The organism is Candidatus Allofontibacter sp., from assembly GCF_038145245.1.
Classification (GTDB): domain Bacteria; phylum Pseudomonadota; class Alphaproteobacteria; order Pelagibacterales; family Pelagibacteraceae; genus Fontibacterium.
On record NZ_JAYQPI010000006.1, the window covers coordinates 1 to 13,418 of the forward strand.

General features: G+C 26.0%; 11 protein-coding genes and 1 tRNA gene. 9 read left to right on the plus strand and 3 right to left on the minus strand.

The window, feature by feature from the left end:
* Window positions 1–3: 3 nt before the first annotated feature.
* Window positions 4–77, minus strand: a tRNA-Cys gene (locus AC8IGH_RS01975).
* Between the two features lie 97 nt (window positions 78–174).
* On the opposite strand from AC8IGH_RS01975, the gene AC8IGH_RS01980 reads away from it, so the two are divergent.
* From AC8IGH_RS01980 to AC8IGH_RS02000, 5 genes are read left to right on the plus strand one after another with little or no spacing between them, the layout of a single operon-like run.
* A complete protein-coding gene (locus tag AC8IGH_RS01980) occupies window positions 175–798 on the plus strand; it encodes a protein-L-isoaspartate O-methyltransferase family protein (RefSeq protein WP_507419041.1) in 624 nt (207 codons plus the stop codon).
* Window positions 798–3,440 (plus strand): valine--tRNA ligase, encoded by a 2,643-nt coding sequence (locus AC8IGH_RS01985; protein ID WP_507419042.1) that lies wholly within the window; start codon window positions 798–800, stop codon window positions 3,438–3,440. Before AC8IGH_RS01980 ends, AC8IGH_RS01985 begins: the two co-directional genes overlap by 1 nt.
* Window positions 3,441–3,442: 2 nt before the next feature.
* The gene (gene ilvD, locus AC8IGH_RS01990) at window positions 3,443–5,158 is read left to right on the plus strand and encodes a dihydroxy-acid dehydratase (protein ID WP_507419043.1); all 1,716 of its coding nucleotides are present in this window, start codon (window positions 3,443–3,445) and stop codon (window positions 5,156–5,158) included.
* 7 nt (window positions 5,159–5,165) lie between these two features.
* Window positions 5,166–6,041, plus strand: coding sequence for an AEC family transporter (locus tag AC8IGH_RS01995; RefSeq protein WP_507419044.1), 876 nt, complete (start codon window positions 5,166–5,168; stop codon window positions 6,039–6,041).
* Window positions 6,041–7,426, plus strand: coding sequence for a mannose-1-phosphate guanylyltransferase/mannose-6-phosphate isomerase (locus AC8IGH_RS02000; protein WP_507419045.1), 1,386 nt, complete (start codon window positions 6,041–6,043; stop codon window positions 7,424–7,426). The genes AC8IGH_RS01995 and AC8IGH_RS02000 overlap by 1 nt, the downstream gene beginning before the upstream one ends.
* On the opposite strand, the gene xth is transcribed toward AC8IGH_RS02000, so the two are convergent.
* The gene (gene xth / locus AC8IGH_RS02005; RefSeq protein ID WP_507419046.1) at window positions 7,423–8,199 is read right to left on the minus strand and encodes an exodeoxyribonuclease III; all 777 of its coding nucleotides are present in this window, start codon (window positions 8,197–8,199) and stop codon (window positions 7,423–7,425) included. The genes AC8IGH_RS02000 and xth overlap by 4 nt on opposite strands.
* The gene (locus tag AC8IGH_RS02010) at window positions 8,199–8,516 is read right to left on the minus strand and encodes a HesB/IscA family protein (RefSeq protein ID WP_507419047.1); all 318 of its coding nucleotides are present in this window, start codon (window positions 8,514–8,516) and stop codon (window positions 8,199–8,201) included. The genes xth and AC8IGH_RS02010 overlap by 1 nt, the downstream gene beginning before the upstream one ends.
* Window positions 8,517–8,541: 25 nt before the next feature.
* Here AC8IGH_RS02010 and AC8IGH_RS02015 point away from each other — a divergent pair, with 25 nt between their 5' ends.
* The 4 genes from AC8IGH_RS02015 (at window position 8,542) to AC8IGH_RS02030 (ending at window position 13,418) form a co-directional block, all read left to right on the plus strand.
* On the plus strand, window positions 8,542–9,684 hold the full coding sequence (locus AC8IGH_RS02015) for a deoxyguanosinetriphosphate triphosphohydrolase (protein ID WP_507419048.1): 1,143 nt from the start codon (window positions 8,542–8,544) through the stop codon (window positions 9,682–9,684).
* Complete coding sequence (gene argS / locus AC8IGH_RS02020) at window positions 9,681–11,402, plus strand: arginine--tRNA ligase (RefSeq protein WP_507419049.1); 1,722 nt, start codon at window positions 9,681–9,683, stop codon at window positions 11,400–11,402. The genes AC8IGH_RS02015 and argS overlap by 4 nt, the downstream gene beginning before the upstream one ends.
* Before the next feature lie 270 nt (window positions 11,403–11,672).
* Window positions 11,673–12,623, plus strand: a complete 951-nt coding sequence (locus AC8IGH_RS02025; protein ID WP_507419050.1) for a glycoside hydrolase family 3 N-terminal domain-containing protein — start codon at window positions 11,673–11,675, stop codon at window positions 12,621–12,623.
* A 21-nt stretch (window positions 12,624–12,644) separates the two neighbouring features.
* Window positions 12,645–13,418 (plus strand): segregation and condensation protein A, encoded by a 774-nt coding sequence (locus AC8IGH_RS02030; protein ID WP_507419051.1) that lies wholly within the window; start codon window positions 12,645–12,647, stop codon window positions 13,416–13,418.

Below are 13,418 nucleotides of genomic sequence, written 5' to 3' on the forward strand. Positions count from 1 at the left end.
ATTTGGAGGCCACGCCCAGAATCGAACTGGGATACAAGGATTTGCAGTCCTCTGCGTAACCATTCCGCCACGTGGCCCTATTTTTTCTGTATTATTTTCTAATAGCTATCGTGTATATATATTTAGTTTTCTAAACTCGCAAATATTATGCAACATAGTACTCGAAAATTAAATATGATTGAGAGCCAATTAAGGCCCAATAATATTATAGATGAAAATTTAATTACGGCATTTGAAAAGGTTCAACAAGAAGATTTTTTACCTGATTCACTAAAAAATTTATCTTACATAGATGATCATATAAAAATCTCAAAGAATAGTTTTATTTTAAAACCGCTTATTTTTGCAAAATTTTTAAATATTCTAAAACTAGATTTATCAGATATTATTTTAGAAGTAGGTTCTGGAGGAGGATACACAACTTCTATATTAGCAAATTTAGTTAAATTTGTTTACTCGATTGAACAAGACGCAAATATATCCGATTTAACAACTAAAAATATAAAGAAAAATAAATACACAAATGTTAATGTTTTATTTTCTAATTATAGAAAACTAAATTTATCCAACATTAAATTTAATAAAATTATTATCAATGGAACAGTAAATGCTGACCCTGTAAATTTACTGGATAAATTAAATACTAACGGAAAATTAGTTTGTATTTTAATGGAACAATCTTCATCAAGCATTTATCTTTTTAATAAAAAAATAGACGGATATGAAAAATTAAAAATTATGAACGCAAATGCACCTATTTTAATTAATTATATTGATAAAGAAGAATTTAATTTTTAATGTTAGAGGAAAATTATAATCATTTAGAAATTGAAGATAAAATTTATAATTTTTGGGAAAAAAATAAATTATTTGAGCCTAAAAGAAATTATAAAAAAAAATATTTTTCTATTGTAATACCCCCGCCCAATGTAACAGGTAACTTGCATATGGGTCATGCTCTTAACAATTCTATACAAGATTTATTAATTAGGTTTTACAGATTAAAAGGTTATGAAACTTTATGGCAGCCCGGTACTGACCACGCTGGAATAGCAACAGAACTAGTAGTAGAAAAAAAACTAAATGAAAAAAATCAATCGAAAAAATCATTAGGTAGAGAAAAGTTTCTAGAAGAAGTTTGGAATTGGAAAGAACATTCTGGCAATTTAATTATTAATCAACTTAAAAAATTAGGTTCCTCATGTGACTGGTCGCAAACTAGATTTACTATGGATCATGAAATGTCTAAGGCTGTAGTAAAAGTATTTTTAGAGTTACATAAAAAAAAACTAATTTATAAAGATTTTAAATTAACAAACTGGGACCCAGTATTAAAAACTGCGATTTCTGATTTAGAAGTTGTGCAAAAGGAAGTTGAAGGTAAACTTTATTATATTAAGTATTTTATCAATAAAAATGAATATATATCAATAGCTACTACCAGACCAGAAACAATATTTGCAGATGCTGCGGTTGCTGTAAATTCTAAAGATAAAAGATATAAAAAATTAATATCTAAATATACAAAAATTCCAATTATAGATAAGCAAATTAGAATAATCGCAGATGATTATGCTGATCCTAATCAAGGATCTGGAGCGGTAAAGATTACTCCTGCGCATGATTTTAATGATTATGAGGTGGGACTAAGACATAATCTAGAAAAAATTAATATTTTTGATGAAGATGGAAAACTTAATAAAAATTGTCCACAAAAATATCAAGGTCTTGATAGGTTCGTAGCAAGAAAATTAATAATTGAAGATTTAAAATTAATTAACGCTTTAGAAAAAGAAGAAATAATAAAACACAACGTACCATATGGTGATAGATCAAATACTATAATTGAGCCGTATCTAACTGAGCAATGGTTTTTAAATGTTAAAAAAATGTCTACCGAAGCTTTAGCTGCTGTAAAAAATAAAAAAACTGTTTTTTTTCCAGAGTCTTGGACTAAAACTTATAATTTATGGTTAAAAGATATTAAACCATGGTGCATTTCTAGACAAATTTGGTGGGGTCATCAGATTCCGATTTGGTACGGTATTGATGGAAAAATTTTTTCTGCAAAGGATAAAAGCGATGCACAAGCACAAGCTGATAGATTTTATAAAAAGAAAGACTCAATTATTAAACAAGATGTTAACGTTTTAGATACTTGGTTTTCATCAGCTTTATGGCCTTTTGCAAGCTTAGGTTGGCCAAAAAAAACTTATAATTTGAAAAGATTTTACAAAACATCTGTTTTAGTAACTGGATTTGATATTTTATTTTTTTGGGTAGCTAGAATGATGATGATGGGACTTTTTGTAACAAAAAAAGTGCCTTTTGATAAAGTTTATATACATGCATTAGTTAGAGATGAGCATGGTCAAAAAATGTCTAAATCAAAAGGAAATGTAATTGATCCTTTAGATTTAATTAATAAATACGGAGCAGATGCTTTAAGATTTACATTAATGTCTATGGCTTCTCCAGGTAGAGATGTAAAACTTTCAGAGGAAAGAGTTAAAGGGTATAGAAATTTTTTAACAAAGATTTGGAATGTTTCTAAATTTTGTGATTTTAATAAATGCAATCTTGATATTAAAATTGATAGTAAAAATGTTAAATTAGAAATTAATCAATGGATTATTAATGAGTACATTCATACTAAAAGTAATATTGATAATTATATAAAAAATTTTAGATTTGATGAGGCTTCTAAAGAAATTTATAATTTTGTATGGAATGTGTTTTGTGATTGGTATTTAGAATTTTCAAAATCAATTTTTTATTCAAATAATCAAAAACAAATAAAAGAAACAAAAAAAGTATTTGGTCTTGTTTTTTCAAATATTCTTTTAACGCTCCATCCATTTATACCTTTTGTTACTGAAGAACTTTGGAATAAGTTAAAATTTTTTGAATTATTAAAGTGTCCTTTAATAAATTATAATTTTAATAATAAAATTCAGTTAATAAAAAATAATAAAATTAAGTTGGTTAACTGGTTAATTAAACTTATTAGCTTAATAAGATCTACAAAAGTTATTTTACAAGTTTCACCTGGAAATTTTGTAGATGTTTGTATTGATTATTTGCCACATGATAAAAAAAGTTTTTTAGATAGAAATTCTTTAATTTTTAAAAAAGCTTCGAGAATTGAAAATTATTTTAGTAAAAATGAAAAAAATGAAAACATATTGCCAATCTATTTAGATGGTGATGCTATTTTAATTAAATTTGCAACAGAAATTTCTTTGAAAGATCAAATTAGCAAAGTTAAAACAAAAATAGATTTAATAAAAAACAGTATCAATTCTGCAAAAAATAAACTTTCTAATAAAGCTTTTATTAACAAAGCTCCTAAAGATGTAATTGATAAGGAAAAAGATATTTTAAAGAGATTAGTAAATGATTTAAATCAATTAGAAAGTATTATATCTATTAAAAATTAGTTATGAAATTTGATAAATCAAAATTACCTAGTCGTCATACTACAATAGGCCCAGATAGAGCACCTCATAGATCTTTTTATTATGCGATGAATCTAAAAAAAGATGATATTGCAAAACCATTTGTGGGTGTTGTTTCAACATGGAATGAGGCTGCACCCTGTAACATTGCTTTAATGCGTCAAGCTCAATCGGCAAAAAAAGGTGTTTTTGAAAATAATGGAACTCCAAGAGAGTTTTGCACAATCACAGTTACTGATGGAATTGCAATGGGTCATGAAGGAATGAAATCATCTTTAATATCTAGAGAAATAATTGCAGACTCAACAGAATTAACTGTAAGAGGTCATTGTTATGATGCATTAGTTGGTTTGGCAGGTTGTGATAAATCTTTACCAGGACTAATGATGGCGATGTGCAGATTGAATGTACCAAGTGTTTTTATTTATGGAGGATCTATATTACCTGGTAAATTTAGAGGAAAAGATGTTACAGTTGTAGATGTTTTTGAGGCTGTTGGAAAGCACTCCAATAAGCAAATGTCAGATGAGGAGTTAGAAGAATTGGAAATTAATGCATGTCCAAGCGCAGGTGCTTGCGGAGGGCAGTTTACTGCTAATACTATGGCATGTGTTTCTGAAGCTATAGGTTTAGCTTTACCATATTCTTCAGGTACTCCGGCTCCGTATGAAGAAAGAGATAAATATGCTTACGCAAGTGGAGAAGCTGTAATGTCTTTATTAAAAAAAAATATTCGTCCAAGAGACATTGTTACTCTTAAATCATTACAAAACGCAGCAACTATTGTTGCAGCTACTGGAGGTTCTACTAATGCTGCACTCCATTTACCTGCAATAGCAAATGAATGTGGAATAAAATTTGATCTTATGGATGTAGCAAAGATTTTTAAAAAAACTCCTTATTTAGCAGATCTAAAACCAGGTGGAAAATATGTTGCAAAAGATATGTTTGAAGCTGGTGGAGTGCCAATGCTACTTAAAACTTTATTGGACGGAGGCTATTTACATGGCGATTGTTTAACCGTTACAGGAGAAACAATGAAAAAAAATTTAGAGAGTGTGAAATTTAATAACAATCAAGATGTTATGAGACCTTATAACAAACCACTATCAAAAACAGGAGGGGTTGTTGGTCTAAAAGGAAATTTAGCGCCTGAAGGAGCAATTGTTAAGGTGGCAGGTATGAAAACGTTAAAGTTTATAGGGAAAGCTTTATGTTTTAATAGTGAAGAAGAAGCTTTTAAAGCAGTTCAGAACCGAAAATACAAAGAAGGAGATGTTATAGTTATTAGATACGAAGGACCAAGAGGAGGCCCAGGAATGAGAGAAATGTTATCTACTACTGCGGCTATTTATGGTCAAGGTATGGGAGAAAAGGTAGCTCTAATAACTGACGGTAGATTTTCAGGAGCAACTAGAGGCTTTTGCGTTGGGCATGTTGGACCGGAAGCATTTAATGGTGGTCCAATAGCATTATTAAAAAATGGAGACACAATAATTATCGATGCTAATAAAGGAACTATAGATGTTAAAATTCCTAGTTCAGAGTTACAAAAAAGAAAAAAATCTTGGAAAAACATTAAACCTAATTTTTCATCAGGAACACTTTGGAAATACGCTCAGTCTGTTGGTTCTTCAAAAGATGGCGCAGTAACACATCCAGGTAGTTTTAAAGAAAATAGTTGTTACGCAGATATTTGAGGAATATTTGTTTATAACAATTTTAAACATAATACTTCCAGTTATTTTTGTAGTTTTCATTGGTTATCTATGGAACAGATATAATAAAGATTTTAATCTTGTAGCAGTAACAAAGCTGGTAGCAAATATAGGACTTCCTTGTTTAATTTATGATTCATTAACAAGATCTAATTTAACTATAAATATATACTTTCAAATTTTTTTTTCTGCTTTTTTAGTTTTGAGCATTGGTTTTTTATCTGGTTATTTGTTAATTAAAATTTTTAAACTTCCATCTATTAAATTAACAACTCCATTAATGCATCCAAATACCGGAAACATGGGAATTCCTTTATCATTATTAGCTTTTGGAAATGAAGGATTAGCGTTGGCTGCTGGTTTTGCTTCAATAGTTATGGTGAGCCACTTCACTGCAAATTCTTCAATTTCATCTGGAGTTTATTCTTTAAAAAAAATAATTTTAAGCCCAGTTTTATTATCATTAATTTTTTCTCTTATTGTATTATTTTATAAAATAGAAATGCCAACTATTTTTAATAGTATTACAAAAATTTTATCAGGATTTGTTATACCTCTAGTTTTACTATCACTTGGTATTTCGCTTAGTAAAATTAATATTAAAAAATTAAAAATTGGATTTATCCTTGGTTTTTTTAAACTTATTTCAGGTCCATTTATTGGATTGTTAGTTGTATATTTATTAAAACTTGATGGTAACGTTGCAAAAGTTGTTATATTACAAGCGTCAATGCCGGCCGCTATATTAACTTATTTAATTGCTGCTCAAAACAATTCTTATCATCAAGAAATTGGCACAGCAGTTTTTGTATCTACAATTGGTTCGGCAATTTCTATACCAATAATTTTGTTATTTTTATTATAATGAAAATCAAACCTATTATTTTATGTGGTGGGGAAGGTACTAGATTGTGGCCTGAATCAAGAAAGAAAAATCCAAAACAATTTATTAAAATTAATGGAAAAAGCTTATTAAAACATGCAATAGATAGAGTGACAGGAGTAAATTTTGATCCTATTACCATCTGCTCAAATTCTAATTTTTTAGAACAAATTAAAGAAGAAACAAAAAATATAGATTGTAAAATTTTTGTCGAACCTGATAAAAAAAACACAGCAGCTGCAATTCTAGCTGCAATAAATGACGATGATCTAACCTTTTACCAACCCATATTAATTATTTCTTCTGATCATATAATTGGAAAAAAAATTGTATTTCAAAGGCAAATAAAAAAACTTTCTAGTAATTTAGATAAGTACAAAATTTTTATTTTTGGTGTTGAGCCTAACTATCCAGAAACTGGCTATGGTTATTTATATTCAAAAAAAATTAATAAAAAATTTAACAAAGTTATTAAATTTATAGAGAAGCCAAATTTAAGTAGAGCAAAAAAACTTATTAAAAATAATAATTATCTTTGGAATTCTGGAATGTTTCTTTCAAATAAATCAGCATTATTAAATGAATTTTCTGTTTTGCAAACTAAATTAGCACTACAAGTTTGTGATTCTTATATCAATGCAAAATTTACAAAAAATATTGTTGAACTAGAAAATAAATATTATTCAAAAATAAAATCTATTTCTTTTGATCATGCTATTTTAGAAAAATCCAATAACGTATTCTCTGCAAAACTTTTAAGTGATTGGAAAGATGTGGGTAGTTGGATACAAAAATGGGAAATTGAAAAGAAGGATAAAGATAATAATTATATAAAAGGAAATATATTTAAGAATAAAGTTAAGAATTCTTATATTTCTTCCAGTAGAACTATTGTAGCTAGCAATTTAAAAAATATTCTTGCCGTTGATTATAATGATGTTCTTTTCCTTTCAGATTTAAAAAATAATGATCTTAAAAATATTTATCCTATAATTCATAAAAAATTTCCAAAAATTATAGATCAACACACAACAACTCAAAGACCTTGGGGACAATTTACGAATATATTTGTTGGAAAAAATTTTCAAGTAAAAGAATTAGTTGTTAAACCTGGGGCAATTCTCAGTCTTCAAAAACATAAATATAGATCTGAGAATTGGGTTGTGGTTGAAGGCAAAGCAAATGTTACCTTAAATAAAAAAAAAATAATTTTACATAAATCGGATTCTATTTTTATTCCTCAAGGTGCAATTCATAGAATTGAGAATAGACAAAAAAGCATTTTAAAAATTATTGAAGTCCAAACTGGTAGTTATTTAGGTGAAGATGATATTATTCGTTTAAAAGATGTTTATGGAAGAGTTTAAGCCAAAGTAAGTTTTATAGGAGCATGATCTGAAGGTCTTTCTAACGCTCTTAAATATTTATCAATAGTTACATCCTTAATTAAGTGACTGATATTTTTTGACAATAAAAAATGATCTATTCTTAATCCTTTATTCTTTTCAAAAGACCCGTATTGATAATCCCAGAATGTATAATTATTTGGATGTTTATTAATTAACCTAAAAGCATCCTCGAAACCTTCATTTAAAATATTTCTAAAAAACTTTCTTATTTCAATTCTATATAAAGCATCATTTTCCCAATCTTCAGGATTGTAAACATCTATATCATTTGGAATAATATTAAAATCTCCACCAATAATAATTTTATTTTTTAATTTATTTTGATTAATTAAAAAATTTTCGAAAGATTTTAACCACTTTATTTTATATTGATATTTATCTGTATCAACAGGATTTCCATTAGGAACATATACACAAATAATTTTTATTGATTCATTTTTATAATTAATATCAACAGAAATAGTTCTCGATTGTTGTTGTTCATCGTTAATAATATTAAAATTTATATTATTTATTTTTTTATTATAAATAATAGCAACGCCATTGTATGATTTTTGGCCATGCACTTCACTTTCATAACCTAATTCTTTTATTTCAGAATATGGAAAATTTTTATTTTCAGTTTTGATCTCTTGGAGCAGTAAAAAGTTCGGTTTATTTTTTTTTAGATATTCAATAAGGTGATTTAATCTTACTCTTATAGAATTAACATTCCAACTACTTATAATCATTAAAGAGAAAATGAACTACCACATCCACATAATGATGTGGCTTTAGGATTTATAATCTTAAAAGTATTTTCAATTAATTTTTCGGAAAAATCAAGCATCGATCCTTCTATTAAAGTGAAAGAAGTTTTATCTATTAGAACATTTTCAAAAATTATATCGTCTTCATTTTTTTTATTATCTGTTGAAAAATGATATTTATAACCAGAGCAACCACCACCTTTGACTTCAATTCTAAAAAACTTATTAATATTTTCTTTTTTTAAAAGATTTTCTATCTTTTTTTTAGCTTTGTCTGTAATGGTAAAATTATTAGTCATTCAATTATATTTTTATTATTAATATATGTCCGGAGTTGATAATTACAATAAGTTATTAATTAGGTTTTCTTCTAATAATTCTAATTACTTAGGAAGACAGTTTGGTGATAAAAAAAACTTATATAGATCATCTTATCAGCGAGACAGAGATAGAATTATACACTCAACTTCGTTTAGAAGGTTAAAATATAAAACTCAGGTTTTTGTATATGATGAAGGAGATCATTACAGAACAAGACTCACTCATACTTTAGAAGTTTCTCAAATATCAAGATCAATATCCCGATATTTAAAACTAAATGAAGATTTATCTGAGGCTGTAAGTTTAGCTCATGATTTAGGTCACCCACCATTTGGACATGCTGGAGAAAAAATTTTAGATTATTGCAATAGAGATTATGGGGGATTTAATCATAATATTCATTCGATACGTTTAATTACCGAGTTAGAAAAAGCTTATCAAAATTATGATGGCTTAAATTTGTCAATAAATACAATTGACGGTATTGTTAAGCATAATGGTCCTAATTATTTAATAAAAGATAATTTAGATCTTTTGCCAAATTTAAATAAAATTAAAAAAATTAATTTTTATAAGCAATCTTCATTAGAATCTCAGATTAGCGCTATGTCAGATGACATTGCTTATAATAATCATGATATTGATGATGGTATTAGAGCGGGTTTATTTTCAATTAATGATATTAAAGATTTGCCTATTATTGGGGAGATTATTAAAAAAAAAAATAAACAATTCAAAAATAAAAAATTACTGAGAAATGAAATTATAAGATCAATAATAAATTTTATGGTAACAGATTTAATTCTACATACTCAAAAAAATTTAAAAAAATTAAAGATAAAAACAATTGAAGATGTTTACAACTCTGATAATTTTATAGTTAGTTTTTCACCAAAACTTATTAATGTAAATAATAAAATTCGTGAATTTTTAAAATTAAATATGTATGAAAATAAATCAGTAAAAGAAATGACAAACAAAGCAGAGAAAATAATAAAAACTTTATATATATACTTAATTAAAAATAATAAAAAATTTATACCTTTAAACCATAAAAAAAAATGGGGACTTGAAAGATCAGTTTCAGATTTTATAGCAGGTATGACAGATAAGTTTGCTATTGATTTATATAATAAAATAAAATGAATATTTTTATTAATTATAAAACAAAACTAACTGATCTATTTATAAATTTAGAAAAAAAAAAAATTATAAAATTACCCAAAAAATTTGATAATTTTTCAGTAGAAATTCCAAAAATAAATACCCATGGCGATCTTAGCACTAATGCGCCAATGATTTTTGCAAAAGAAAACAATCAAAGTCCGATGGATCTTGCAATCATTATAAAAAAAGCTCTGGAAGGTAAATTTAATGAAATAGTCAAAATTGAGGTGGCCAAACCTGGATTTATAAATTTTTTTTTTAATAGATCATTTTGGTATGATTTTTTGAAGTCTGTAGATCTTAATTTTGGAAAGAGTCAAAATATACAACCAAAAAAAATTTTAATTGAATATGTTTCTGCAAATCCTACTGGTCCATTGCATGTAGGTCATTGTAGAGGAGCTGTATTTGGCGACATTTTAGCAAATCTATTGAGTTTTGTCGGAAATGAAGTTTTTAAAGAGTACTATATTAATGATTATGGAAATCAAATTAACCAATTTGTAAAATCAGTTTATTTTAGAATATTAGAAATTAAAGATAAAATTTTATTTCCTAATGATCAAGATCTTTACCCCGGTGATTATGTAATTGACATAGCTAAAATTATTATAAAAAGAAATAAGTTTTCTAATTTTAATAATTACGATTTAATTTTTAACGATCTTAAAGATTTATGCATAGAAGAAGCTATGAATTTAATAAAGAGCGATTTAAAAAAACTTGGAATTATTCACGATAATTTTGTTTCAGAAAATTATATTGTTAATCAAAATTTAACTGAAAAAGCTTTAGATATTTTAAAGAAAAAAAATTATGTTTATGAAGGAATTCTAGATAAACCCAAGGGAAATGAAGTTGAAGATTGGGAACCTAGAAAACAAATCTTATTTAAGTCTACTAAATTTGGAGACGATACTGATAGGGCATTAAAAAAATCAGATGGTAGTTGGACATATTTTGCAAATGATGTTGCCTATCATCTTAACAAAGTTGAGAGAAAATTTGATTTATTGATAAACGTACTTGGAGCTGATCATGGTGGTTATTTAAAGAGACAAGTTTCATGTGTTTCAGCATTATCAGAAAATAAACAGAAAATTATTTGTAAAGTTTGTCAATTAGTAAAATTATTTAAATCTGGAAATCAATTAAAGATGTCCAAAAGAGCAGGAGATTTTATTACTGCAAATGATCTTATAAATGAAGTGGGTAAAGACTCTGTAAGATTCATGATGATATATAGAAGTAATGACTCTCAGTTGGATTTCGACTTTGATTTAGTTACTGATCATTCCAAAGAAAATCCTGTATTTTACGTTCAATATGCCTACGCTAGAATTTGTTCTTTATTTAAAAAAAATAAATATCAAATTATTAATGAAAATGGATTAAACTTAGATTTACTTAATCAAGAAATTGAAATTGATATAATTAAGAAGATAGCTGAATGGCCAAAGTGTTTAGAGTTGTCAGCATATCATTTAGAACCTCACAGATTACCATTTTATTTATATGAATTGGCAAGTTTATTTCACACATATTGGAACTCTGGAAATGAGAATGATAATTTAAAGATTTTAAATGATAATCGTCCAGAACTTCAGTCTGCAAGATTATTTTTAATTAAAAAAATACAATTAGTTTTAAAAAGTGGATTAGATATTCTAAATGTAACCGCTCCTGTCGAGATGTGATCAATTTAATGAAAAATAATTTATTAAATTTAATATCTTTTTTTCTTGTACTTTTTTTTATAATTATTTGTTTATTTTATTATAACTCCAATACATTTATTAAAAATGTAGATAAAAAAAGAGAGAGTTATTTAATTTACTTAAATTCTTATATTGATAAATTAGATAAAATTACTTCATCTTCTGATTTCAAAAAAAGGATAGATAACGAAGAATTTTTTAAAAAGATTTATAAGCAAAAACAATACTGGGAGTTAATTAAATAAATATTTGAAAACATACGCAATTATATTTGGAATTAGTGGTTATAAATTAAATTTACAAGAAATTAATTTTTTTAAACAATATAAACCATGGGGGATAATATTATTTTCAAGAAATATTGATAACTTAGAACAAGTTAGAAATTTAACATTAAGTATAAGAAATATTTTTAAAGATAATTATTTTCCAATATTAATTGATCAAGAAGGTGGCAAGGTTAATCGTTTTAGAAAAATTATTAATCTTGATAGATATAGTGCAAAATATTTTGGTGATATTTGTAATAATAAGATATTTTATTCAAAATTTAATAAATTTCTTAAAATAAATAGTTCTATTTTAAAATATTGTGGAATAAATATAAATACAGTCCCAGTTCTTGATTTATTTAACAAAGATAAAAAAAGTGTTATTGGAAATAGAGCTTTTTCTCAAAAACATAATATAGTTATAAAATTATCTAAACATTTAATAAATTTTTATAAAAATTCTGGAATTGAAACCGTTACAAAGCATATTCCAGGGCATGGCTGTACTAATATAGACTCTCATTATCATTTACCTAAAGTACGATTTTCTTTGGACTATTTAAAAAAGAATGATTTTAAAACTTTTAAACAAGTTAACAGTTATTTAGCAATGACTGCTCATATTTTGTATGAGAAATTAGATCCAGTTAAATGTGCTACGCAATCAAAAAAAATAATTAACGAAATAATTAGAAATTATCTAAATTTTAAAGGAATATTAATGTCAGATGATATCTGTATGAAAGCATTATCGGGTGGAATTATTAAAAATGCTAGATTAAGCCTAGAGGCTGGTTGTAATTTATTATTACATTGTAGCGGTAAGATAGATGAAATGAAGAAATTATCTTTAGTTGTGCCAGAAATTGATAATTTTACCTATAAAATAACTCAAAAAATTAAAGCAAATTTTAATAAATTTAACTAAAGAATCAGTTAAATAAATTAAATGGATAGTATTGTTGAATTAAAATCTATTTCAGCCAATAAAGTTGAACAATCAGAGGATAAATTTAATCTTAACATAGATAATTACGAGGGCCCCCTAGATCTACTTTTGGATTTAGCAAAATCTCAAAAAGTTGATCTTATGAAAATTTCTATTGTTCAATTAGCTGATGAATATTTAAAATTTATAAACAATATAAAAAAAAACTTAGAATTAGCTGCTGATTTTTTAGTTATGGCAACTTGGCTAGCATATTTAAAGTCTAGATTATTATTACCGGACGATTTTGAAGACGATTTTTCAGCTATTCAAATGGCTGAAAAACTTAAATTACAATTAAGAAAATTAGAAGCAATCAGATTTTTATCAGATAAACTTATATCTCAAAAACAATTAGGAAGAGATATTTTTACAAAAGGTATTCGAGAAGGCATTAAAAAAATTTCAACATCAAAATATTCTGTTTCACTTTATGAATTAATCAAAGCTTATGCCGAAATAAAAAGAAAACAAAATTTTTCTATTATGAATATTTCGAAGTTACCAGTTTATACTATGGAAGAAGCAATAAAAAAAATTACAAGCTTGCTTAAAGAGTTGACTGAATGGAGAGATATTAAAGACTTAGTGCCAGGTTTATTTTTTGGTTCAAAAAATTTAAAAAAATCAGGATTAGCAGGAACTTTTGCTGGTAGTTTAGAATTAGTTAGAGAGGGTAAATTATCAATAATGCAAAAAGAAATTTTTGATAAAATTTTAATAAAAGCTAGATAA

Excerpts from the sequence above, each read along its gene's own strand:
- AC8IGH_RS01980 (WP_507419041.1), top strand. The coding sequence starts at position 175 with ATGATTGAGAGCCAATTAAGGCCCAATAATATTATAGATGAAAATTTA.
- AC8IGH_RS01985 (WP_507419042.1), top strand. The coding sequence starts at position 798 with ATGTTAGAGGAAAATTATAATCATTTAGAAATTGAAGATAAAATTTAT.
- ilvD (WP_507419043.1), top strand. The coding sequence starts at position 3,443 with ATGAAATTTGATAAATCAAAATTACCTAGTCGTCATACTACAATAGGC.
- AC8IGH_RS02000 (WP_507419045.1), top strand. The coding sequence starts at position 6,041 with ATGAAAATCAAACCTATTATTTTATGTGGTGGGGAAGGTACTAGATTG.
- xth (WP_507419046.1), bottom strand. The coding sequence starts at position 8,199 with ATGATTATAAGTAGTTGGAATGTTAATTCTATAAGAGTAAGATTAAAT.
- AC8IGH_RS02010 (WP_507419047.1), bottom strand. The coding sequence starts at position 8,516 with ATGACTAATAATTTTACCATTACAGACAAAGCTAAAAAAAAGATAGAA.
- AC8IGH_RS02015 (WP_507419048.1), top strand. The coding sequence starts at position 8,542 with ATGTCCGGAGTTGATAATTACAATAAGTTATTAATTAGGTTTTCTTCT.
- argS (WP_507419049.1), top strand. The coding sequence starts at position 9,681 with ATGAATATTTTTATTAATTATAAAACAAAACTAACTGATCTATTTATA.
- AC8IGH_RS02030 (WP_507419051.1), top strand. The coding sequence starts at position 12,645 with ATGGATAGTATTGTTGAATTAAAATCTATTTCAGCCAATAAAGTTGAA.